22 protein-coding genes are annotated in these 22891 nt (G+C 35.1%); 12 read left to right on the top strand and 10 right to left on the bottom strand.

Features of this window, described 5'->3' with window-relative positions:
• Positions 1-42: 42 nt before the first annotated feature.
• Complete coding sequence (locus H033_RS0106015) at positions 43-807, bottom strand: alpha/beta fold hydrolase (RefSeq protein ID WP_034886146.1); 765 nt, start codon at positions 805-807, stop codon at positions 43-45.
• Positions 804-1520 (bottom strand): pyridoxine 5'-phosphate synthase, encoded by a 717-nt coding sequence (locus tag H033_RS0106010; protein ID WP_026837484.1) that lies wholly within the window; start codon positions 1518-1520, stop codon positions 804-806. Before H033_RS0106010 ends, H033_RS0106015 begins: the two co-directional genes overlap by 4 nt.
• A 91-nt stretch (positions 1521-1611) precedes the next feature.
• Here H033_RS0106010 and H033_RS0106005 point away from each other — a divergent pair, with 91 nt between their 5' ends.
• The 8 genes from H033_RS0106005 to murI all read left to right on the top strand — a co-directional run bounded on the left by H033_RS0106005 (position 1612) and on the right by murI (position 9612).
• Positions 1612-2268, top strand: coding sequence for a CBS domain-containing protein (locus tag H033_RS0106005; RefSeq protein ID WP_026837483.1), 657 nt, complete (start codon positions 1612-1614; stop codon positions 2266-2268).
• Between the two features lie 2 nt (positions 2269-2270).
• Complete coding sequence (locus H033_RS0106000) at positions 2271-3155, top strand: NAD kinase (protein WP_026837482.1); 885 nt, start codon at positions 2271-2273, stop codon at positions 3153-3155.
• A 100-nt stretch (positions 3156-3255) separates the two neighbouring features.
• Entirely contained in the window at positions 3256-3963 is a 708-nt protein-coding gene (locus H033_RS0105995) for a DUF6089 family protein (RefSeq protein ID WP_026837481.1), read from the top strand.
• A gap of 1 nt (position 3964) precedes the next feature.
• A complete protein-coding gene (locus H033_RS0105990) occupies positions 3965-4702 on the top strand; it encodes an isoprenyl transferase (RefSeq protein WP_026837480.1) in 738 nt (245 codons plus the stop codon).
• Positions 4703-4709: 7 nt separating this feature from the next.
• The gene (gene bamA / locus H033_RS0105985; protein ID WP_231367559.1) at positions 4710-7346 is read left to right on the top strand and encodes an outer membrane protein assembly factor BamA; all 2637 of its coding nucleotides are present in this window, start codon (positions 4710-4712) and stop codon (positions 7344-7346) included.
• Positions 7347-7377: 31 nt separating this feature from the next.
• Complete coding sequence (locus H033_RS0105980) at positions 7378-8202, top strand: OmpH family outer membrane protein (protein ID WP_026837478.1); 825 nt, start codon at positions 7378-7380, stop codon at positions 8200-8202.
• Positions 8203-8246: 44 nt separating this feature from the next.
• Positions 8247-8756, top strand: a complete 510-nt coding sequence (locus H033_RS0105975) for an OmpH family outer membrane protein (RefSeq protein ID WP_026837477.1) — start codon at positions 8247-8249, stop codon at positions 8754-8756.
• Between the two features lie 64 nt (positions 8757-8820).
• Positions 8821-9612, top strand: coding sequence for a glutamate racemase (gene murI / locus H033_RS0105970; RefSeq protein WP_026837476.1), 792 nt, complete (start codon positions 8821-8823; stop codon positions 9610-9612).
• Here the strand turns inward: murI and H033_RS0105965 are convergent.
• Positions 9609-10607, bottom strand: coding sequence for a type IX secretion system membrane protein PorP/SprF (locus tag H033_RS0105965; protein WP_026837475.1), 999 nt, complete (start codon positions 10605-10607; stop codon positions 9609-9611). The genes murI and H033_RS0105965 overlap by 4 nt on opposite strands.
• A 148-nt stretch (positions 10608-10755) precedes the next feature.
• On the opposite strand from H033_RS0105965, the gene H033_RS0105960 reads away from it, so the two are divergent.
• From H033_RS0105960 to H033_RS19700, 4 genes are all read left to right on the top strand, one after another.
• Positions 10756-11688 (top strand): NifU family protein, encoded by a 933-nt coding sequence (locus H033_RS0105960; protein WP_026837474.1) that lies wholly within the window; start codon positions 10756-10758, stop codon positions 11686-11688.
• A 112-nt stretch (positions 11689-11800) separates the two neighbouring features.
• Positions 11801-12001, top strand: a complete 201-nt coding sequence (locus tag H033_RS0105955) for a dodecin family protein (RefSeq protein WP_026837473.1) — start codon at positions 11801-11803, stop codon at positions 11999-12001.
• Positions 12002-12123: 122 nt separating this feature from the next.
• Entirely contained in the window at positions 12124-14157 is a 2034-nt protein-coding gene (locus tag H033_RS0105950; RefSeq protein WP_026837472.1) for a thioredoxin domain-containing protein, read from the top strand.
• A gap of 76 nt (positions 14158-14233) precedes the next feature.
• The gene (locus tag H033_RS19700) at positions 14234-15172 is read left to right on the top strand and encodes a mechanosensitive ion channel family protein (RefSeq protein WP_081661812.1); all 939 of its coding nucleotides are present in this window, start codon (positions 14234-14236) and stop codon (positions 15170-15172) included.
• A gap of 3 nt (positions 15173-15175) precedes the next feature.
• Here H033_RS19700 and tsaB read toward each other — a convergent pair whose 3' ends face one another.
• From tsaB to H033_RS0105910, 7 genes are read right to left on the bottom strand one after another with little or no spacing between them, the layout of a single operon-like run.
• Positions 15176-15832 carry a tRNA (adenosine(37)-N6)-threonylcarbamoyltransferase complex dimerization subunit type 1 TsaB gene (gene tsaB / locus H033_RS0105940; RefSeq protein ID WP_026837471.1) on the bottom strand — a complete coding sequence of 219 codons (657 nt, stop codon included), beginning with the start codon at positions 15830-15832 and terminating at the stop codon, positions 15176-15178.
• An 11-nt stretch (positions 15833-15843) separates the two neighbouring features.
• Positions 15844-17121 carry an efflux RND transporter periplasmic adaptor subunit gene (locus H033_RS0105935; RefSeq protein WP_026837470.1) on the bottom strand — a complete coding sequence of 426 codons (1278 nt, stop codon included), beginning with the start codon at positions 17119-17121 and terminating at the stop codon, positions 15844-15846.
• 3 nt (positions 17122-17124) lie between these two features.
• A complete protein-coding gene (locus H033_RS0105930; RefSeq protein WP_026837469.1) occupies positions 17125-18456 on the bottom strand; it encodes a TolC family protein in 1332 nt (443 codons plus the stop codon).
• Positions 18457-18515: 59 nt separating this feature from the next.
• Complete coding sequence (locus tag H033_RS0105925; RefSeq protein WP_026837468.1) at positions 18516-19634, bottom strand: efflux RND transporter periplasmic adaptor subunit; 1119 nt, start codon at positions 19632-19634, stop codon at positions 18516-18518.
• Positions 19635-19661: 27 nt separating this feature from the next.
• Positions 19662-20924, bottom strand: coding sequence for an ABC transporter permease (locus H033_RS0105920; RefSeq protein ID WP_026837467.1), 1263 nt, complete (start codon positions 20922-20924; stop codon positions 19662-19664).
• A 1-nt stretch (position 20925) separates the two neighbouring features.
• On the bottom strand, positions 20926-22173 hold the full coding sequence (locus H033_RS0105915) for an ABC transporter permease (protein ID WP_026837466.1): 1248 nt from the start codon (positions 22171-22173) through the stop codon (positions 20926-20928).
• Positions 22166-22867 (bottom strand): ABC transporter ATP-binding protein, encoded by a 702-nt coding sequence (locus tag H033_RS0105910; protein WP_026837465.1) that lies wholly within the window; start codon positions 22865-22867, stop codon positions 22166-22168. The genes H033_RS0105915 and H033_RS0105910 overlap by 8 nt, the downstream gene beginning before the upstream one ends.
• Positions 22868-22891 lie beyond the last annotated feature (24 nt).

The following is a 22891-nucleotide window of genomic DNA, read 5'->3' as shown; positions in this document are numbered from 1 at the left end:
TTGATGCAATTTATTATGCATACATAATAATTCCATTAAAGTTTAAATGAAATCTGTTACATTCTTAAAAAATTCAGTGATCTTCTCAGCATGCACCCAATGTCCTGCCCCTTCTATTGTTTGGATTGTTGCATTTGGGAAATGCTTTTTTATTAAGGGTTTATCCTCTTCAGAAATATAACCAGACCTTCCTCCACGAATAAATAAGCTAGGTTTAGAAAATATAATACTATCGGAGAGTGCCATACCTATACCTTCTCCAGATTTACTCAACACATCCAGGTTTAATCTAAGAGATAATTTCTCTTTAGTTTTCCAGTATAAATTCTTCAGAAGAAAAAGTCGAGTTCCTTTATCTGGAACAAATTTGGCTAAGAAATCTTCAGCATCTCCCCTAGAAGTGATTACTTCATTATCTAAAGCTTCTAAGCCCTGCAATATTTCATGATGATGTGGAGCATAATATTTTGGAGAAATATCTACAATTATAAGTTTTTGTAGTAGTTCCGGAAAATCTCCTGCAACTTGCATCGCTACTTTTCCGCCCATGGAATGCCCCAATAAGATGATATCCTTTAAATTGTTCTCTTCGCAATATACTTTAATGTCTTGTGACATTACCTCATAATTCATTTCTGAAGTATGAGGGCTTCTTCCATGATTTCGCTGATCAATTAAATGAACTTGAAACCCATTCTCTGCAAACTTACTTCCAAGAGTTTTCCAATTATCACCCATTCCCAAAAATCCATGAAGGAACAAAAAAGGTGTGCCTTCGCCTATAACGGTTGCATTTAGTTTAATCATCCTTTTAATAAATTTAAATATCTTTTAATAGTAGTTTCTAAACCAAAATATAAAGATTCGGTTATTAAGGCATGCCCAATAGAAACTTCTAGCAAACCAGGAACTTGTTGTTTAAAATATTGAATGTTTTGCAAGGAAAGATCATGGCCTGCGTTTAAACCAAGGTCCATTTCAATAGCCTTTTTGGCACAATCTGTATATATTTTTACCGCACCTTTATTCCCTTTGCTAAATTCTTCTGCATAAGCTTCGGTATACAATTCTATTCTATCTGCGCCAGTATTTGCAGCATGTTCTACCATACTTAAGTTTGGATCTACAAAAATGGAGGTTCTAATATCATTTCTTTTAAATTCTGAAATAACTTCTTTCAAAAAATCTTTATGTTTAACAGTATCCCAACCTGAATTGGAAGTAATAGCATCTACTGCATCTGGCACTAAAGTTACCTGCGCAGGCTTCGCTCTTAAAACCAGATCAATAAATTTTGCTATTGGGTTTCCTTCTATATTGAATTCTGTTTTCACTACAGGTTTAAGATCAAAAACATCTTGATATCTAATATGTCGCTCGTCTGGCCTGGGATGAACGGTGATTCCTTGGGCTCCAAAAGACTCTATATCCTTTGTGAATTGAACTAAATCTGGAACATTACCACCTCTGGCATTTCTTAGTGTGGCAATTTTATTGATATTTACACTTAAATGGGTCATTATATTTGGCTTTGAATTAACAAAAATACAAAGATGCAGATGCCTTATTGAATATAATTTTAATTAATTTGCATTAAAATGAGGAGGAATTATGAGTATTGAAAGTTATATAGTAAATGACATGGAGATCTGCCAGATCACTGAAAAGATTGGGAATCTAAAGAAAAAATTCAATGAACTCACCTATTCTCACATGCCTGTAGGAAAAGATGGTGTTTATTTGGGAAGTATATCTGAAAATGATGTGCGATGTTTTGATGCTGAAAAGACTCTGGCTGATTATCAATACGCTTTGGAAGGATTTTTCGCCCGAGTATCAGATAATTGGTTGGATACTTTAGAAACATTCGCTCAGAATCAGGCTAATATACTCCCGGTTTTAGGTTCAGAAAATCAATACTTAGGCTATTTAGAACTGAGTGATATATTGCATCAGTTCAACGAAACTCCATTTCTAAACGAACCTGGTGGAATTGTTGTTTTGGAGAAAGGAAGTTTAGATTATTCATTTAGTGAAATAGGACAGATCATAGAATCTCAAAATGCCCGGATTTCAGGAATGTTTGTTTCTTCGCAAGAAAATGACCTTACCCAAATCACAGTTAAAGTAAACGCATCTGGTTTAAATGAAATATTACAGACCCTCAGAAGGTATGGATATACTATAATTTCTGAACATCAGGAAGACCTTTATAGCAAAAATTTAATAGAGCGCTCCAGATATTTGGACAAATACCTTAATATATAACTATGAAAGTAGGGATTTATGGTCAGTTTTACCACCAAGATTCTGGCATTTATATAGAAGAACTTTTTGATATTCTGGATCATGAAAATATCGAGGTGAGTATTGAGAAAAACTTTCTGGATCTTATTCATGAACATAAAATATTAAAAAAGAATTATAAACATTTTAGCACCTTTAGGGAGTTGGATGCCACCTACGATCTATTCTTCAGTATTGGTGGAGATGGAACTATTCTAAAATCCATCAATTATATACAGGATCTTAATATTCCTATTCTGGGTATTAATACAGGAAGGCTGGGTTTTCTTGCTACCATTCAGAAGGAAGAAATAAAGAGAAGCATTTCATCTATACTTCACAAAAAATATGAGATCTCAGAAAGAACTGTTCTTTGTATAGAAACAAATCCCTCAAGCGAAGAGATTGGCGAAACAAATTATGCATTGAATGAGATAGCGGTAAGTAGAAAAAATACTACCTCTATGATTACTGTTGAAACCTGGTTAGATGATAAATATTTAACTTCTTATTGGGCAGATGGATTAATAGTTTCTACTCCTACTGGCTCTACAGGTTATTCCCTAAGCTGTGGCGGTCCGGTAATTGTACCAGATACTAAAGCTTTAGTAATAACACCAATTGCACCACATAATTTGAACGCAAGACCTCTAGTAATAAAAGATGACACCAAAATAAAACTTAAAATATCCGGAAGAGAAGATTTTTTTCTAGTTTCTATGGATTCCCGAATTGCAACCCTAAGCAATGCAACAGAGATCAGCATTAAAATTGCTCCCTTTACAATTAGCATGGTAGAAATAGAAAAGGGCAGTTTTCTAGAAACCCTTAGAAAAAAACTTTTATGGGGCGAAGACAAACGTAACTAAACAATAAAAGCTTCCATTATTTGTTTATAAGCATATACAAAAACGCCCAAAATATTGCAGGGTAAACAATATTACTATATTTGCAAACTTTTAAAAACCTATGAGGCACCTGTTATTACTACTTATTTTTTTTGCTTTCTCTAACTCTTCTGTTGCTCAAACATTCGAAGTAGGACCATTTATTGGAGGTGCAAATTACATAGGAGATGTAGGTAAATCATCTTTTATAAATCCCAGTACTCTTGTTGGTGGAGGGATAGTGAAATGGAACAGGAGCGATCGCCATAGCTTTAGATTTAGCTTATTATATGCCGAAATTCAAGCAGATGATGCAAAATCTAATGAAGTAAGAAGACAGCAAAGAGGTTATAGTTTCACAAACCATATTGCAGAGGCTTCTTTAGGACTGGAGTTTAATTTTTATTCTTTTGATCTTCATGATGCAGTACCACAAAGCACCCCCTACCTATACACAGGGATCTCCTATTTTAATACTAATCATCATTATTTAAGTGCAGATCTTCCAAATTCAGGTATGTTAGAGCCTCAGGGGGATAATTGGAGTTTCGCTATTCCAGTTATATTTGGATATAAACAAACAATAACCCCCATGATTATTGGAGCCTTGGAAATTGGGGTTAGATACACCTTTACAGATAATATTGATGGGAGTAATCCCCAAGAATTATTAGGGAGAAGAGATCCTCCTAGAGAATTTGGAAATACAAATACTAAAGACTGGTATGTATTTTCGGGTGTAAGCTTTACCTTTACATTCGGAAAAAAACCATGTTACTGTAATATATAGGATGTTCAAAGAAAAAATTAACCCCAAATGCTTACCCAAACATATCTCTATTATTATGGATGGGAATGGTAGATGGGCAAAGCAAAAAGGATTTCTACGCGCGTTTGGACATGAAGAAGGCACAAAAGCAGTTCGTGATGTGGTAGAAGGTTCTGCCGAATTAGGTATTGAAAACCTCACCTTATATGCTTTTTCTACTGAAAACTGGAATCGTCCAAAATTGGAGGTAGATACTCTTATGCGATTATTGGTTACCTCCCTTAAGAAAGAAATAAAAACACTCCTCAAAAATGACATTAAGCTAAATGCGATAGGAAATCTTCATACGTTACCTAAAAAGGCACAAAAAGAACTTAATGAAGTTATAGAGAAGACCAAAAATAATAATAGAATGATCCTGACTTTGGCTCTAAGCTATGGTTCTAGGGAAGAATTGATTCATGCAGTTAAGGATATTAGCCAAAAAGTAAAAAATGAGGAATTATCTTTAGATGCTATTGATGAATCAATTATAAATCAGCATCTTTACACCCAAAATTTACCAGACGTAGATTTACTTATCCGTACCAGTGGAGAACAACGAATAAGTAACTTTTTGTTATGGCAAATAGCATACGCAGAGTTATATTTTAGCAAGATTTTATGGCCGGATTTTCGTAGAGAAGATTTATACGAGGCCATTTATAATTATCAAACGAGAGAACGAAGATTTGGAAAAACCAGTGAGCAGATTAGTTAACACAAACATGTCAAAAAAGTTTTTAAGCCTTTTGGCATTTTGTTTTTTGTATACCCTAACATTTCAGGCACAAGATTTACCGCTAGGTGGAGGAATTAAATATACAATAGGAAAGATTGAAGTAACAGGAACAGTTAGTTATAACGAACAAACTGTAATAGCCTATACAGGCCTTAAACCTGGTGATGAAATCTTTATTCCAGGAGATAAAATAAGTAAGGTTCTAAAGAAATTATGGGATCTCGGTCTTTTTAGTGATATTAATTTTTACGTTACCAATATAGAAGGAAATGTTGCAGATCTTGAACTTGAAATTCAGGAAGTTCCAGAATTGGCGGAAGTGAGAATTCAAGGAATCAAAAAGAAATCTACTCAAGAGGAACTTATTAAAGAGAACTCGTTAACACCGGGATCTAAAGTTACAGAAAACCTCACAACCACTACTAAAAACTATATAGAGAACAAATATAAAAAAGATGGATACTTTAATACTAAAGTAGTCATTAACACAACTCAGATTGTTGACACCACAGGCACCAATAAGGTAAATATGGTGGTTAATGTAGATCGTGGTGAGAAAGTAAAAGTAGGAAACATAGAATTCATTGGTAACGAAGAATTGAGTGATTCTAAACTTAAAGGCGCCATGAGTAACACTAAAGAGAAGAACTTCTTTAGGGTTTGGAAAAGATCTAAGTTCAATTCCGATGATTTCGAAGCAGATAAAGTTGGAATAGTAAACAAGTATAAGGAGAAAGGATTTAGAGATGCAAGAATAGTATCTGATTCTTTAATTATTGAAGATCCTAAAACAGTTGCATTACAAATTCAGGTAGAAGAAGGAAACAAGCATTATATTGGAAACATAGATTTCGTTGGAAATGTGGTTTATTCTGACGATTTACTTACCAGAGCTCTAGGAATAAGCAAAGGTGATGTCTACAATGGGGTGCTTTTGGAAAAACGTATCTCAGATGAGTCCAAGCCAGATTCTCAGGATATTGCTAACCTATACAAGAACAATGGATACCTATTTGCTCAAATAAATACAGTTGAAACAAAGGTTTACAATGACACAATAGATTTTGAAATTAGAATTGTAGAAGGCAAGGAAGCTTATTTCAACAAGATTAGTGTAGTAGGTAATACAAAAACTAAAGATCATGTAATTTACCGTGAGCTACGGACTAAACCAGGTCAAAAATACAGTCAAGAAAATGTAGTAAGAACTATTAGAGAGATAGGTCAACTTGGATTTTTTGATGCAGAAAATGTGCAACCAAATTTCCAGAATGTAGATCCTAACAGTGGAACTCTGGATATGGAATATGCTGTTGTAGAAGCTGGAGCAAGCCAAATAGAACTGCAAGGTGGATATGGTGGTGGTGGTTTCATAGGAACTTTAGGTTTATCTTTTAATAACTTCTCTCTTGCAGGAATTTTTGACAAAGAAGCTTATAGACCAATTCCAATGGGAGATGGTCAAAAATTATCTTTAAGAGCACAAGCAAGTATTTACTATCAAACTTATAGTCTATCTTTTGTAGAACCATGGTTAGGCGGTAAAAAACCTCAAAGTTTATCTACTTCCTTTTCTTATACCAGACAATTCCTTTTTGATCCCCGAACTAGAAGAGCAGACAGATCTAGAAGTTTTGATATTCTAGGAGTAAATGTTGGTCTAGCGAAGAGATTACAATGGCCAGATGATTACTTTACCTTATCTCAATCTTTAGGTTTCCAGAGATATGATTTAAATAATTACAACACTGGATTATTCACCTTTGGAGATGGTTTTTCTAACAATCTTACTTACACACTTGGATTAAGTAGAAATAGTAAAGGGCTAAACCCAATATTCCCAACAGTAGGTTCAGAATTTAATTTTATAGCAAAATTTACACCTCCCTATTCCCTTTGGAATGGAATAGATTATAATGATCTTGAAAACCAGAGAGCCTTTCAATTGGAAGATGAAAACGGAAATCTTTTAAATTCAGACGGATTAAGATTAAGACCAGGAGATGAAGCTGTGGGAGATCAAGGTAAAATAGATCAGGAAAAATTCAAATGGTTAGAATTTTACAAAATAAAATTCGATGCTGCATGGTACACCACTTTATTTAACATTGGACCAAAAGGACCATTAGTTTTAAAGACTGGAATGGAATATGGTTTCTTGGGAGCCTACAACAATGAGCGTGGAATTCCTCCTTTTGAGCGTTTCTATTTAGGTGGGGATGGCCTAGGTGCTTTTAGTTTAGACGGAAGAGAAAGCATTGCTTTAAGAGGATATCCAAATCAATCTTTAGTGCCTTTAGATAGAACAAGTTTTAGTCAGGCCACTAATGAAGACGGGGCGGTTATTTATAACAAATATTCATTGGAATTAAGATATCCAATAACACTTAAACCTGCTGCATCTATTTACGGATTAATGTTTATAGAAGGAGGAGCGTCTTATGACAATTTCAGAGATTTTAATCCGTTTCAATTAAATAGATCTGCCGGTGCTGGATTAAGGGTTTTTATGCCTCAATTTGGATTGTTAGGAATAGACTTTGGTTATGGTTTTGATCCTATCCCTGGAGGAACATCACCAAATGGTTGGGAAACTCACTTTATAATCGGACAGCAATTCTAGGTTTGGCACGATTATTTCAAATAGCAATACTATGAAACGTCAAGTTTTTATTCTACTAGTTTTTTTAGCAGGATTTCAGCCATTAATTCAGGCTCAGAAACCTAATAGGATCGCTTATATAGATATGGAATTTATCTTGGCAAATGTTCCTGAATATAAAGAAGCTTCGGCTCAACTAGAAGAACGAGTTCAGCAGTGGAAAATGGAGCTGGATAGAGATCTGAAAAAAGTGGAAGCAATGCAAATTGCTCTGGAACAAGAAAGACCATTATTAACAAAGGAACTTGTTGAAGAAAGAGAAGCTACAATAGCTTTTGAAGAATCTAAAATTGCAGAATATCAACAAAAACGTTTTGGTTCCAATGGAGATTTTTTACTTCAGAAGAAACAATTAATAAAGCCAATCCAGGATCAAGTTTTTAATGCGATTCAGGAAATTGGAACTCAAAGAAATTACGATTATATTTTTGACAGAACTTCTAATGTTGGTATGGTTTTTTCAGCAGAAAAACATAATATTAGCGATCAGGTATTAAGAATTATTACAAGAGCATCTAAAAGAGAACAGTTAAGTTCTAGAGATGAGATTGCGGAAATGGAAGTTGAAGAGAATCGTACGGTTGAAGAAGATGAAGAGATTGCAGAAAAGCAACAAGCCGTTAAAGCTGTACAAGATGAAAGAGAAGCACTTTTAGAAGTAAGAAAGCAAGAAAGAGATTCTATTAGAGCAGTAAAGCAAAGAGAATTTGACGAGCGCAGAGCAAAGATATTAGCAGATAGACAACGTAAAAAAGATTCGATAGATACAGTTAGAAAGCAAAAGATCGAGGAAAAAGAAAATAAAGATAACGATTAATAAATAACGCAAACCCTTAACAATTAATAATTAATACATTTAAAATGAAACAATTTAGAACCCTTTTTATAGCAGTAGCTTTAATGATTGGAGCAACAGCTTTTACAAATGCACAATCCAAAGTTGCTCACGTAGCATCTCAAGAATTAGTTGAAACTATGCCTTCTTATAAAGAAGCTATGGGACAATTAGAAAAATTGCAAAAAACCTACGATGCTGAGATCAGAGATATGATGACTGAAGCTCAAAAAACAATGCAACGTTACGAATCTGAAGCTGCAACTAAGACAGAAGAGGAGAATCAAAAAAGAGCTCAAGAATTACAAGGAACTCAAAGAAGAATTCAAGAACACGGACAAAAAGCACAACAAGATCTTCAGAAAAAAGAACTTGATCTTTTAAAGCCTGTGTATGAAAAAGCTAGAGTTGCAATCCAAAAAGTTGCAAGAGCAAAAGGATACGATTACGTTTTAGACTCTTCTAACGGAGCCGGAGTAATCATGGCAGATGGTTTTAATTTAATGCCAGACGTGAAGAAAGAATTAGGAATGTAATATTTTCTTAATATTATTTCTAAAAACTGCGCTTCCTTGAAGCGCAGTTTTTATTTTTGTACTAATGAGTAATTCTAACCCCATTGGATTTTTTGATTCTGGCGTAGGCGGCACTTCCATTTGGAAAGAAGTGATCCAGCTATTGCCAAACGAAAATAGCATCTATCTCTCAGATAGTATAAACGCTCCATATGGTGAAAAACCTATAGAAGAAATTATAGCTTTAAGTAAAAAGAATACTGAAAAGCTCATATCTATGGGTTCCAAAATTATTGTTGTAGCGTGCAACACGGCTACCACCAATGCCATCCAAATTTTAAGAGACACTTATCCACTTCCAATTATTGGGATAGAACCGGCAATTAAGCCTGCAGCTTTAGGATCTCAAACAAAATCTATTGGAATCCTAGCTACAAAAGGAACGCTTTCTAGTAAGCTATTTTCTAAAACCTCCGAACTATATTCAAAAAACATAACTATCATTGAGGTAGTAGGAAATGGATTGGTAAGTCTTATTGAGCAAGGTAAACAGGATTCTGAGGAAATTAAAGAGTTGTTATCCAATCTTCTAAAACCAATGCTGGATGCTCAGGTAGATTACCTGGTTTTAGGATGCAGCCATTACCCTTATTTAGTTCCCGTTTTAAAAGAGCTTTTGCCTAACGACGTAACTATAATAGATTCTGGAGAGGCTGTCGCCAGACAAACCAAAAAACTGCTTTTGGAAAACAACTTAATGAATAATATAAACATCTCTCCAAAACATTCACTTTTCACCAATGCAAAACCCGAGGTTCTCGCAAATCTAGTACATGCTAAAAAAAACAATCTGGATGTTTCTTACCTAAATTTCTAATTGATAGCTGGGCATTTACAATCGTATCTCCCGCGATCTTCTCCAAAATTATAGCCTAAGGTAATTTGATGAAATCCACTGTTGCTTAAAACAAGGGAGTTTATTTGATGAGAATAAGTATAAGCAAAAAGGAATCTCTTATAGTCCAATCCAACAAATGGAGTAACATATTGCAGTTGTTGATTTTCAATTTTTGAGCCATCCGTAGTATATTCGGCCCCTTCAAAACTTCTTCTATAGGAAACACCTCCCCAGATATCGCCAAACTCCAACGTTCTATAAGCCTTTAAATTAGCATCAATAGCTTTTTCTGAAGTTTGCTCTCTAAGTTGAAATAAGATAGAAGGTTCAAAACTCCAGTCACTATTAGCTCTAGTAAAAATATAACCTGTAGAAAACAAATATTTACGCTGGTTGTTAGGCACTGCATCTGAGTAAAACAATTCTCTGCTTACCGGAAGTATATTTTTAGCTGTTGCATGTGCAAAAAAATCTAAATAATAATAAGACATCCCTACATCCATATTTGCATAGATATCTGAAGGGTTTCCACCACCAATTATGGGATCAAAGTCTGTGAATCCAGATTGATCCAGGCTATGTTGTATAACGCCTAGGCTTATCCCAAACGAAAACTGATTAAGATCTAGTTCACTCCTAGACAGCATTAAATGGTAAGCTAAGGTAGCGTAAGCACCTTGTTTAGAATAGTTTCCGTTCTTATCGTTAAAAACAATACCTCCTATTCCTATTTTCTGCCCTACTCTCCCATTCACACTCAATGTTTGTAAACTTGGCGCATCTTTTACGTCAAACCACTGCTGTCTGGCAGTAAGTCTAATTTTATTAAAGTTTGCAGCACCCGCCATAGATGGATGGAGCAAGTATAAGTTGTCTGTTAGATAATCTGAATAGGTGGGTATTACCTCCTGTGCTTCAGAGGTAGTAGCTATAAATAAAGACAAGAAAAAACTAATGTAAAGATAAAATTTCATTAAAATAAATCATTTTAAAAGCACTAATAGCTTTATGATTTCAAAATACTAGCAAATAGGTTAAGACTATGCGCTCAACCAGAATAACAATTGTAAATATATAGATTACCGCACTTTGTTTTAGTAATTTTGCAACAAAATATTGAAGATGAACACATATACTATTAATATAGAGCCAACGTCTAATTCTGCGATCGTTAAATTTGAAACAAATCAGTTTTTAACAAGACATGAAAGTTTTGAGTTTGGAAATATTGAAGAAGCTCAAAAATCGCCATTGGCACAGGAACTTTTTCATTTACCATTTGTAAAAACTGTTTTTATAGCTCAGAATTTCATAGCAATAGAAAAATACAATATCGTAGAATGGGCAGATGTGCAGGAAGCGGTTTCAGAGCAATTATTGGAGTATTTAAATAATGATGGAATCATATTAAAGGCTGAAGAGGACACCACCACTACGCCTTCCAAAAAAGTGCCTGTAACTGTTTATGCTGAAACAACTCCAAATCCATCAGTAATGAGGTTTGTAGCGAACAAAAAATTAGTGATCGCTCCTACCGAATTTAAAAATATAGATGCTACCGCCAATGCACCCATTGCACGTGAGTTATTTAATTTTCCTTTCGTAAAAGAAGTATTTATAGATGAAAATTATATTTCCATTAATAAGTACGATATCGCGAATTGGGATGAGATCGCAATGGAGTTACGTGAGTTTATAACTAAGTACATTCAGGATGGAAAGGATATAGTTCTAAAAGAAACTCTTAAAACTGCAACTGAAGCAGACAATGGTACAGAGAAAGCAAAGCCTTCTGTTTCAAATGAAAATCTAGATCCTGTTTCTAAACAAGTAATAGACATTTTAGAAGAATATATTAAACCCGCCGTTGCAAGTGATGGTGGAAATATAATGTTCGATTCTTATAATGAAGAAACCAAAACCGTAAAAGTTATTTTACAAGGTGCATGCAGTGGCTGCCCATCATCTACTGCCACTCTAAAGAATGGAATTGAAACCATGATGCGAGATATGCTTAAAGGCAAGGTAGAATATGTTGAAGCTGTAAACGGATAATATTTTCAACCAAAAGCAAGGGTCTTTCATTTAACAAAGCTTTATAAACTTGGCTTTTAATATTTTGTAACTTAGGTACTACTTATTAGTAACCAATTTAAAAAGAAATATTATGCCTGTAATTAAAGTGATTGAAATAATGGCAACCTCTAGTAGTGGTTGGGAAGATGCCGCAAAAAATGCAGTTGTACACGCAGCAAAAACTGTAAAAAACATTAAATCTGTTTATATAAAAGATCAGAGTGCACGCGTACAAGGTGAAAATTTAACCGAATATCGTGTCAACGTGAAAATCTCTTTTGAAGTTAGCTAAAGTTTTCTTCAGAAAAATTGTAGAGCTAATAACAAGTTATTTTAATTGTCTTTAAGATTAAAATACTTGCTATTAGCTTTATTTATTTCAAACAATTCTTTTATTTCATTAAATTATTCTTTATGAAATCAGAAAAGCACACCAACTCCCTTATACAAGAAAGCAGCCCTTATCTTTTACAACATGCCCACAACCCTGTAAACTGGTATCCCTGGGGGTCTAATGTCCTAGATAAGGCCGTAGCAAACGATAAACTTATTATTATTAGTGTAGGTTATGCAGCTTGCCATTGGTGCCATGTAATGGAGCATGAGAGTTTTGAAGATGAAGACGTAGCAGAGATCATGAACTCCCATTATTATAATATAAAAGTAGACAGAGAAGAACGCCCAGACGTAGATATGGTGTACATGAGTGCTGTACAAATAATGACAGGAAGCGGTGGTTGGCCAATGAATATTGTGGCTTTACCAGATGGGCGGCCAGTTTGGGGTGGCACTTATTTTAAGAAAGATACTTGGAAAAGCTCGCTATTACAAATTGCTAAACTTTATAAAGCAAATCCCGAAAAACTGCATGAATATGCCGATAAATTAAGTGAAGGGCTTAAGAGCATGCAACTGATACCAGAATCCTCTACTGCAGAAAGCGATTTATCTCTTGATCTTATTATAGAGAAATCAGAAAAAAACTTCGATTGGAAATATGGAGGAACCAAACAGGTTCCCAAGTTTGTAATCCCAGCTAACTTTGAGTTTTTACTTAAATATGCTAAACTATATAAGAAGGAAAAAGTTGAAGAATTTGTAAAACTGAGTCTCACTAAAATTTCCTTTGGCGGAATTTACGATCATGTAGAAGGAGGTTTTTCAAGATATTCTGTAGACGAAAAATGGCATATTCCTCATTTTGAGAAAATGTTGTACGATAATGCTCAAATGGTGAGTTTGTACAGTAAAGCTTATGCATTGACCAATATAGATTGGTATAGAGAAGTAGTGGAGCAAAGCTTGGAATTTATCAAGAACAATCTCACAACCAAAGAAGGATCTTTTTACTCTTCGTTAGATGCAGACAGCATTAATAAAAAAGGGCAACTTAAAGAGGGAGCCTTTTATACGTGGGAAATAGATGAATTGAAAGAACTTTTAAATGAAGAGTTTCCCATTTTTAAAGAATACTACAATGTTAATTCTTATGGAAAATGGGAAAACAATGAGTATGTTTTAATAAGAAGCCAAAAAGATGCTACTTTCTTAGAAGAACATAAATTAAATTCGGCTGAATTTAGAAAGATGAAAGACAATTGGTCTACCTCTCTTTCTTCAAAAAGAAATACTCGAGAAAAACCAAGATTAGACGATAAGCAATTAACCTCCTGGAACGCTTTAATGCTCTCCGGTTATGTGGATGCTTATAAGATTACCCATAATGAAGATTATTTAGCTATCGCGCTTAAAAACGCTTACTTTATCAAGAAGCACCTATATAAGACAGAAGGAAATCTTCAGCGCTCATTTAAGAATGGAGAAAGCTCTATTAATGGTTATTTGGAAGATTATGCGTTTTTAATTGAAGCTTGTATAAAACTATATGAAGTTACCTTCGATTTTAATTGGCTTACTTTCTCAAAAGACCTTATAGATTCTTGTATTCAAAATTTCCATGATCCAAAATCAGGCTTATTTTATTTTACATCTAAACAAGACCAACCACTTATTACCCGAAACTATGAACTTTCAGATAATGTGATCCCGGCTTCAAATTCTGTAATGGCTCAAAACCTATTCAAACTTTCTAAATATTTCGGGCAGAAAGATTTTCTGACTATTTCAGAAAAAATGCTAACTGCGGTGACACCTCAGCTTAAAGATTATCCACAAGGTTATTCCAATTGGCTTTCTTTAAAACTTAATTTCAGTCATAATTTTTATGAAGTTGTAATTATGGGACCTAATGCAAAAGACTTATTAGCGAAACTCCACAAAGCGTATCTTCCAAATATTCTAATTGCAGGTTCAACTGTGGAGAGCAATAGTTCTCCGCTGTTCCAAAATCGATTTAAAGAAGGAGAGGATCTTATTTACGTATGTACCAATGGAACCTGCCAGCTACCTGTAAAAACAATAAATTTAGCATTAGAGTTAATAAAATAGATTTAACAATACTTAAACAGCAAAAATTATCAATCCCGCAATAAAAACGTTTTTTTTTGCAAAAAAAATAAATTAAATGAAATACTTAGACAATTGGGAAGCTTACGCTACAGAATATACCGATAAATTTATCGACTTTCTTCCGAGTCTACTTTTTGCCATATTCTTATTAGTCTTTGGATTATGGCTCATTAATATATTCGTGAAATATATACGCAAGTATTTTGATAAGAAAGATTATGACCCTACCCTAGAAAACTTTGCGGTTACTCTTACTAACTGGACATTAAAAATAATTTTATTTGTACTTGTTATCACAAAATTAGGAGTGGAAACCACTTCTTTAGTCGCAATTATTGGTGCCGCTGGTTTGGCGATAGGTTTGGCCTTGCAAGGATCGCTTTCTAACTTTGCTGGTGGAGTACTTATAATTGTACTCAAACCTTTTAAAGTTGGAGATTTTATTGAGGCTCAAGGTGTTTCAGGAACAGTAAAGGAAACTTCTTTATTCTATACAAAATTAACCACTTTTGGACACCAATTGGCGGTAATTCCCAACGGTCAACTTACCAACGATAATATTATAAATTACTCTGTTGAAGGAAAGAGAAAAGACGCCATTACCATTGGTATCTCTTACGATAGTGATATAAAGCAGGCTAAAGATATTCTAATCAATCTTATGTCTGGACATGAGAAGATCTTTGAAGACCCAGCACCACAAGTGGTTGTTGCCGAACTCGCAGATAGCGCTGTAAATCTATCATTACGTTTCTGGGCTTATAATGAAGATTTCTGGGATTGTCATTGGTACACCATTGAAGAGGCAAAAATAAGACTAGAAGCTGCAGGAGTTGGAATTCCGTTCCCCCAAAGAGATGTTCATTTCTATAATCATTCTGAAAACACTGAGGAAGAGAATAAAAAAGATAACAAGGAAGGTGATATAGTAGAGAATAAGGAGGAGGAAAATAAAGAAGAAAATAATAAGGAAGAGAACAATGAAAATAACTAGAAGTTAACCCATCATAAAATCTTTCAAATAGTAAGGTTCAAAATAAGCGACATCTTCAAAGTCGCTTATTTTGTGCTTTATAGTTGCTAGGGAAACCATCTGAGCGGAAGATGGCAATTTATCTTCAATATATCGCGCATTTGGATGTTCACAGATCTTTTTGAACTTCTCTACACCACTACCAATAAAATAAACTATTTGTTCATCTAGATATTCCTTATAAGATTCTGCATCTAGTATTTTGGCTGATGTATCTTCAATCTGGTTTTTATCCTTGTCGAATACGGCAGTATAAACTTCCATACGTCTAGCATCCATCATAGGAATGATAGTCTCCTCATTCTCAACTTGATTAGCCAAAGAAGTAAGTGTGGCTACAGAAATTAGTGGAAGGTGTAATGAAAAACACAAACCCTTAGCAGCAGAAACACCAATCCGTAAACCGGTGTAAGATCCTGGACCTTTGCTTACTGCAATAGCATCCAGATCTGAGAGCTCCAGATCATTTTCAGCTAAGATTTCTTTTATAAAATTATGTAGCCTTTCCGCGTGGGAGTAGCTGGAATCATAATCTTCTTTTAATGCGAGCAACGTTCCGTTCACACCAATAGCAACAGAGCAATTGGTGGAAGCGGTTTCTATACAAAGTATGGTAGACACTTTTGTTTTATTTATTCGGTAGGTTTTTCCTCTTTTAGCAAAATTACATCATCTCCAGATTTTAAAGATTTTGTAACTGTGTTGTAAGGCCCGGTTATTACTATTTCTCCTGGTTCTAAACCAGAAACAATTTCGATATTTCTATCGTCTTGGATCCCAGTTTTAACAACTCGCAATTTAGCCTTCTCCCCGTCCTTTACAAAGACAGTTTCAAATTTTTGATCCTTATTCACTATAGCTTCATCTTTCTTTCCTGAAGATTTCGTGGTAGTAGTATCATTTTTAATAACAATGGCACTAATTGGCACTCCAATAACATTGCTTTTTCTTCTGGTAATAATATCTACTGTAGCAGTCATTCCCGGTCTAAAAGGTGAATAATTTTCCTTTTTCCCTTCTAAAAGATCCTGGTAAGAAGATTCTAATATTCTAACCTTTACTTTAAAGTTTGTAACCTGATCTGCAGTTAAACCTTGGATTGCAGAATTAGAAATTTCTGTTACCTCTCCCTTAAATTCTCTTTTTAAGTAAGCATCTACTTCAACCTTCGTGCTATCCCCAACAGAAACCTTTACAATATCGTTCTCATTTACATCTACCTCTACTTCCATTTTGGAAAGATTGGCAACACGCATAATTTCGGTACCTGCCATTTGTTGAGTTCCAACAACTCGTTCCCCTAATTCTACATCCAACTTAGAGATAGTTCCACGCATTGGTGCGTAGATAGTTGTTCTCGCTAAGTTATCTGTAGCTTCGGTAACGGTTGCTGCAGCACTTTGCATGCTGTAATAACTTGCAGTTTTCATAGCCTGAGAACGTTCGTAAGCTGCTACAATTTGATCCCACTCTGCTTTGGAAATTACTCCTTTATCAAATAAGGTCTTATTTCTATCGTAATTGGATTTAGCTTCTTTTAAACTAGCTTCAGATTGCGCATAATTCGCTTTTACATTCTGAAGTCCCGCTCTAGATCGTTGCAAGTTAGACTGATAAATATCTGGGTTAACTCGAGCTAATAGATCTCCTTTTTCTACCATTTGTCCTTCAACAATTGGAAGATCAATAATTTCTCCAGATACTTCAGAAGAAAGCTTTACTTCGATCTCCGGCTGAATTTTTCCAGTAGCTGAAACAGTTTCAATTATTTCCAAAGGTTCGATCTTGGTGATCTCCACTTCTTTGAAGTTTCCTGAAGCACCAAACCAACCGGCTTTTTTACCTACTACAAGGACAACTATTAATAAAACTGCTATTACACCAATAATAATAAGTGTTTTTTTCTTCATGATTTAAAATTTAAGATCGGTTACCGGGATTCCAAAATATAACTCGATCACCTTTAATTTGAATATATAATCGTACTTAGTTCTTAACAATTCTGTTTGTGAATTTTCTAATCTCACCTTAGACTGACTAAAATCGAAAGCATTGGTCAATCCAACATTAAAACGCTCTGTTGCATAAAGATAAGCCTGCTCTTGTGCAGACAATGCCACTAGTGCAGCTTCGTATGCTTCTAAAGCTCCCTGTGCATCTACATAGGCCTGATACACATCTGCTTCCAGATCCAGCTCTACCTGTTCCAAGCGATACTCTGCTCTTTCTACATTGATCAAGTTTCGCTTTACCTGATTTCTAGTTGCAAAACCATTTAGAATTGGGATATTTATTTGAAGTCCATAAGAAGTTCCATCGTTCTCATATAATTGTCGCGTAAAATCCCTGTCAAAGTTATCATTATCTGCGTAACGTGTATTGTAGTTATAAAAGGCAGACAAAGTTGGATAATATGCTCCTCTTGCTATTTGTACATCTTTTTCAGCTAACAGTTTTTGCTCTTCAGCAATCCTGATTTCGTAACGCTCTTCTTTCGCTTTTTCTATAAGCTGATAAGGCGAATTTGCTAATATTTCATTTCCTAAAACTTCATAATCTTTTTCAACTATATCAAAATTCTCATAATCCTTGATAAGCAGTAGTTGGGCAAGGCTAATTAATGAAATTTGAATATTGTTCTTAGCTACGATGATTCGTTGAAGTTCGTTAGCAGCGGTCGCTTGAATCTCTAAAAGATCTCCTTTTGGCAAAACACCTGCCTCTACCAGATCTTGAGTCCTGTTTAGCTGATTTTGTGTGATTGTATTTTGAGATTTTAGAATCTCTAAATTTTGTTTATTGAATAAAACCTGTAAATAGGAGTTAGCAACAAATAATGCAATATCATCCTTCATTTGCTCTAAAGAATACTGGCTTGCAAGTCTAGAGATCTTTGCGCGTTCTAGTTGTCTTAAATTCCGCAAACCATCAAATAAAGTTAATCCAGAAGTTAAACCCGCAGAAAATGATGTAAAACGGGTATTTTCAAATTGGTTGTTTGTAGGATTTATACTCAAACCTCCATTGCTGGATAAGGAACCACGGCCATTCAAAGTAGGAATAAAATTTCCAATAGCATCTGAACGTTCGATTTCGGCAGACTCAACATCTAAAGCCGACTGCTTAATAGATATATTGTTTTCTAAAGCATATACTACGCATTCTTGCAAGGTCCACTTTTTAGTTTGCGCAGTTACCCCTGCAGAAATTAAAAATAGGCATGCCAGTAAAATTGATTTTTTCATAATTAAGATTGTGAAGGATTGGTCTAAGATATTAGGAAGTTGTTACACAAAAATTGTAACTAGTTATTGTTCATGGCCTGAACTGGTTTAATAATATTCCAAACCTTGATCTTATCGCCTTCTGAAATTCCGCTCAAAACCTGAACATAGATTCCATCACTCACTCCAAGTTCGATATCTTTTTTTGTAAATTCCTGATCGCCTGTCATTACTTCTACAAATGGTTTTTGTGTCTTAGGATCAAATTGAACCAAGGCCTCCTTAATCGCCAAGGCATCAACTGCTTTAGCAAGAATAATAGAGGCATTTGCACTTAAACCCGCTCTAATAAAAGTAGTATCAGCCTTGTTTAAAGTTCCCTTTATATTGAATTGAATTGCTCCATTCTCACTAATTCCTTTTGGTGCGATATAATCTAAAATCGCATCGAATTTTTTATCCTCTATAGCTCCAACAGTAATTTCTAACGTAAGGTTTTCCTTGATCTTACCAACTTCACTCTCATCTACCTTTCCTTCAAAGATCATATTATTTACATCTGCCAAGATAGCCAAGGTAGTACCATCATTAAAATTATTGCTCTCAATAACCTGATTTCCTTCTTTTACCGGAACATCTAACACCATACCATCTATCGTAGATCTTATAAGGGTGTTTGCCGAGCTCCCAAGCCCACTAGTTGTTCCTGTTTTTATAATTTCATAATTCTGTTGGGCAGATTTGTAATTCTGAAGCGACCTTTGGTAAGCAACTTGCGCATTATCCCAATCGTTTGCCGAGATCACCCCTTTATCGAAAAGTGATTTTTGACGGTCGTATAGTTTTTTTTCAGTATCTAAATTGATCTTAGCAGTTGCAACCCCATCCTTTCCGCTTTGTAATGAAGACACATTAGGGATCACTCTTATTTTTGCGATAAGATCACCAGATTTTATAGCATCTCCGGCTTCAATATAGATCTCATCTATGATTCCAGAGATATTTGGTTTTATTAGCACCTCTTCTCTTGGAACTATGCTTCCTGTAGCTACAGTTTTCTTCACAATATCTTGCTTGCTCGGAGTCTCGGTTTCATACACTATCGGATCTTCCTGATTTTTTTGAAATAAATAATACAAAGCACCAACGAATGAGATCGCGATAACTATTAGAATTATTACTGTAACTACTTTTTTCATTTTAAAATGGTATTAATCAATTTGTTGTTATTCTGTTCTTAAGGCATCTACGGGCTGGATCTTAATAGCATTTTGTGCCGGAATTAACCCTGCCAAAAGTCCAGATATTATCAAAATACTCAGCGCAATAATTACTACTCCAAGATCTACACTTGGATTTGCAAACATCATTTCTGAGGTATCTACGCCATCCAACTGCATATTTACAAGTGCAATTACGCCTGTTGCTAAGGCAATACCGGACATTCCTGAAACTATGGTAAGAAAAATGGATTCCATTAAGATCTGTCCTCGTATATCCCAGGGCGTAGCGCCCAGGGCTCTACGAACCCCAATTTCATTGGTACGTTCTTTTACAACGATAAGCATGATATTCGAAATCCCGATAATCCCAGATAATAAAACCAGGATCCCTACAAAGTAGGCCACCGCTTTTAAGGCTACGAACAATCCGTTAATTTTACTGAATTCCTGAAAAAGGTCAAAATTACCAATAGCTCTATCATCTTCTGGATGAATAGTATGTCTGGATTTTATAACATCGAAAATCTGAGTTTTTAAATCGGTGATAGAAGAGCCGTCTTCCGCAGTTATAGACATCCAACCTACGGTTTCTCCCATATTAAATGCTTGAGAAAAAGCGGTGAATGGCACATATATCTGTTTTTGATTCTCTTCTGGATTTCCGTTATTCCCCTTCTTTTTATAGGTGCCAATCACCATAAAGTTCACTCCGTTAACTTTTATATAGGAGCCAATAACCTCTTCCCCGGGATCATACATGTCATTGATCACTCCAGCCCCAAGAATTGCTACTTTTCTGTTTTGTTCGATATCGGAATAATTCACGAATCTTCCAGACGTAATATCCATTGGTTCCTGCTTAATAACTTCGGGATAATCCCCATAGACGTTAAAGGCTCCGCTTTTTAGACCACGCACTACATTGTTTGCTCCACCAAAACCACCTAATTGATTTCTGGGAGAAACATATTTTAAATTTGGCACATTTTGCTTTAATGCAGCGACATCACTTATCTCAAAATTGTATTGCCTTCCTTTTGGCAAACCCTTGTAAGGCTTAGATGGGGTTTGTGCCCACATGAACATGGTATTGGTTGCGATACCTCCAAAGCCTTGCTTCACACCATTCTCCAATCCTTTCCCTGCGGCTAAAAGGATCACCAATATAAATATTCCCCAAAGCACACCGAAGGCAGTAAGGATGGTTCTAAACCAATTCGAAGTTAAGGCTTCTAATATTTCGCTCCATTTATCTCTACTAAACATCTTATTCGTCTCTTAAAGCGATTATAGGTTTAATTCTGGCAGCTCGCCAAGCTGGAAAAAATCCTGCTATAGCACCAGCCAAAACCAGAATAAATACGGTAGTTAATGCTACATTAAAATTTACAGATGGGTTTGCAATATAATCTGTCTCTATAAGGGGACCTACAAACTCCAAAAGGGCTAAACTAGAAATGAGTCCAATAAAACCTGAAATAGTTGTAACAAATATAGATTCATGAAGAATCATCCCAATAATACTTAGTGGTTGGGCACCCAAAGCTTTTCTAATCCCAATTTCTTTGGTTCGCTCTTTAACTATGATGAGCATAATATTACTTACCCCCACAATTCCAGCTATAATTGTACAGATACCAACTCCCCAGAAAAAGATCTTGATCATCTTATTGAGATCATAGAATCTTTTCATATTTTCTAAGCTGTTATTTATAGTGATTGCACGAGTATCATCTGGCGCAACAGAGTGTTTTTCTTTTAAATAAGTAACTAATTCCTCAGAAAATTGTTCGGACTCTGCTAATGCTTGTTCAAAATTATCTCTTTTTGGAAGCGTAAAAGCAAGGCTTCTTACATCATTCCCACCATTAAATACTCTTTGTGCAGTGGAGATTGGTAAAAACACACGTGACTCTTCTCGTTCTCCTCCTGGATCTGAGAACACCCCAATTACTTTGAAATTAATATCAGAGATCTGCACATACTTACCAATTACATCTTCCCCATTCTTAAACAAATCGTTCTTAACTTTATTCCCGAGAACAACCACCTTTTCCACATTATCATTATCCCTATAATTCAAAAAACGCCCTTGAGTCATGGTAGCATTCTCCAGGAATTGATAATCTGGCCATACTCCTTCTACTCTATAGTTCCCAGACTCTTTCTTATAATTCACAAGTCCGCTCCAGATTCTAAACACAGAAGATTTATACTCTAGTTGATCCTCGTATTTATTTACGGTCTGATTGTAATCATCATTTTTTAAAGTGATCTGTCTCCCTGGATTCAGTCCTTTATACTCTTTTGAAGTAACATTGGTCCAAACAAATAACATATTAGCTGCATCTTGTTCGAATTCATTAGAGATTCCATTTTGCATCCCTTGCCCAATTCCTAAAAGTATCACCAATATAAAGATCCCCGATGCTACAGAAAGCCCGGTTAAAAACGTCCGCAATTTGTTTTTGCTTATCGTTTCAAAAATCTCTTGCCATCTTTCTAGATCAAACATTGCTTAATGCTCTTACTTGATTTACTTTAGAATCGTCTATGATCACCCCGTCTTTTAGATTTACAATCCGTTTAGTCATTTGAGCAATATCGTGCTCATGAGTAACTACAAGAATTGTTCTACCCTCATCATTTATCCCTTGAATTAAATCCATTACTTCATAAGAAGTTTTGGTATCTAAAGCTCCGGTAGGTTCATCTGCCAATAACACTTTTGGATTAGAAGCCAAAGCTCTGGCAATTGCCACACGCTGTTTTTGTCCTCCAGAAAGTTCGTTTGGTAAGTGTCCAGCCCAATCTGCTAGACCAACTTTTTCAAGATAGCTCATTGCTATATCCGTGCGCTCTTTATGTTTTATTCCTTGATAATACAATGGCAAACCCACGTTATCTAAGGCGTTTTTGTAAGATATAAGGTTGAAAGATTGAAATATGAAGCCAAGAAATTTATTTCGGTATTGCGCTGCGATCTTCTCATTCAAATTTTTAATAGGCAGTCCATCTAGCATATATGAGCCAGAATCGGCCTCGTCCAATATTCCAAGAATATTAAGGAGTGTAGATTTACCGGAACCAGAAGAACCCATGATAGAAACTAATTCGCCTTCAGCAACGCTAAAATTTATTCCTTTGAGGACATGAAGAGAATTACTCCCCATCTTATAAGATTTGTGCAGATTTTTAATTTCGATCATACTTCTAAAATTAGAAATACCCGA

The sequence above is a fragment of the Gillisia sp. JM1 genome, assembly GCF_000424645.1.
In the GTDB taxonomy this organism is placed as follows: domain Bacteria; phylum Bacteroidota; class Bacteroidia; order Flavobacteriales; family Flavobacteriaceae; genus Gillisia.
The sequence above is the reverse complement of the archived record's forward strand: the minus strand, read 5'-3'. Positions and strand labels throughout refer to the sequence as shown.

Bases quoted from the DNA above. Each gene is read 5' to 3' on its own strand.
- H033_RS0105965 (WP_026837475.1), bottom strand. From the start codon at position 10,607: ATGAAATTTTATCTTTACATTAGTTTTTTCTTGTCTTTATTTATAGCT.
- H033_RS0105915 (WP_026837466.1), bottom strand. From the start codon at position 22,173: ATGTTTGATCTAGAAAGATGGCAAGAGATTTTTGAAACGATAAGCAAA.
- H033_RS0105950 (WP_026837472.1), top strand. From the start codon at position 12,124: ATGAAATCAGAAAAGCACACCAACTCCCTTATACAAGAAAGCAGCCCT.
- bamA (WP_231367559.1), top strand. From the start codon at position 4,710: ATGTCAAAAAAGTTTTTAAGCCTTTTGGCATTTTGTTTTTTGTATACC.
- H033_RS0106000 (WP_026837482.1), top strand. From the start codon at position 2,271: ATGAAAGTAGGGATTTATGGTCAGTTTTACCACCAAGATTCTGGCATT.
- H033_RS0105955 (WP_026837473.1), top strand. From the start codon at position 11,801: ATGCCTGTAATTAAAGTGATTGAAATAATGGCAACCTCTAGTAGTGGT.
- H033_RS0105975 (WP_026837477.1), top strand. From the start codon at position 8,247: ATGAAACAATTTAGAACCCTTTTTATAGCAGTAGCTTTAATGATTGGA.
- murI (WP_026837476.1), top strand. From the start codon at position 8,821: ATGAGTAATTCTAACCCCATTGGATTTTTTGATTCTGGCGTAGGCGGC.
- H033_RS0106015 (WP_034886146.1), bottom strand. From the start codon at position 807: ATGATTAAACTAAATGCAACCGTTATAGGCGAAGGCACACCTTTTTTG.
- H033_RS0105995 (WP_026837481.1), top strand. From the start codon at position 3,256: ATGAGGCACCTGTTATTACTACTTATTTTTTTTGCTTTCTCTAACTCT.
- H033_RS0105930 (WP_026837469.1), bottom strand. From the start codon at position 18,456: ATGAAAAAATCAATTTTACTGGCATGCCTATTTTTAATTTCTGCAGGG.
- H033_RS0105980 (WP_026837478.1), top strand. From the start codon at position 7,378: ATGAAACGTCAAGTTTTTATTCTACTAGTTTTTTTAGCAGGATTTCAG.
- H033_RS0106010 (WP_026837484.1), bottom strand. From the start codon at position 1,520: ATGACCCATTTAAGTGTAAATATCAATAAAATTGCCACACTAAGAAAT.
- H033_RS0105990 (WP_026837480.1), top strand. From the start codon at position 3,965: ATGTTCAAAGAAAAAATTAACCCCAAATGCTTACCCAAACATATCTCT.
- H033_RS0105925 (WP_026837468.1), bottom strand. From the start codon at position 19,634: ATGAAAAAAGTAGTTACAGTAATAATTCTAATAGTTATCGCGATCTCA.
- H033_RS0105920 (WP_026837467.1), bottom strand. From the start codon at position 20,924: ATGTTTAGTAGAGATAAATGGAGCGAAATATTAGAAGCCTTAACTTCG.
- H033_RS0105960 (WP_026837474.1), top strand. From the start codon at position 10,756: ATGAACACATATACTATTAATATAGAGCCAACGTCTAATTCTGCGATC.
- H033_RS0105910 (WP_026837465.1), bottom strand. From the start codon at position 22,867: ATGATCGAAATTAAAAATCTGCACAAATCTTATAAGATGGGGAGTAAT.
- H033_RS19700 (WP_081661812.1), top strand. From the start codon at position 14,234: ATGAAATACTTAGACAATTGGGAAGCTTACGCTACAGAATATACCGAT.
- H033_RS0106005 (WP_026837483.1), top strand. From the start codon at position 1,612: ATGAGTATTGAAAGTTATATAGTAAATGACATGGAGATCTGCCAGATC.
- H033_RS0105935 (WP_026837470.1), bottom strand. From the start codon at position 17,121: ATGAAGAAAAAAACACTTATTATTATTGGTGTAATAGCAGTTTTATTA.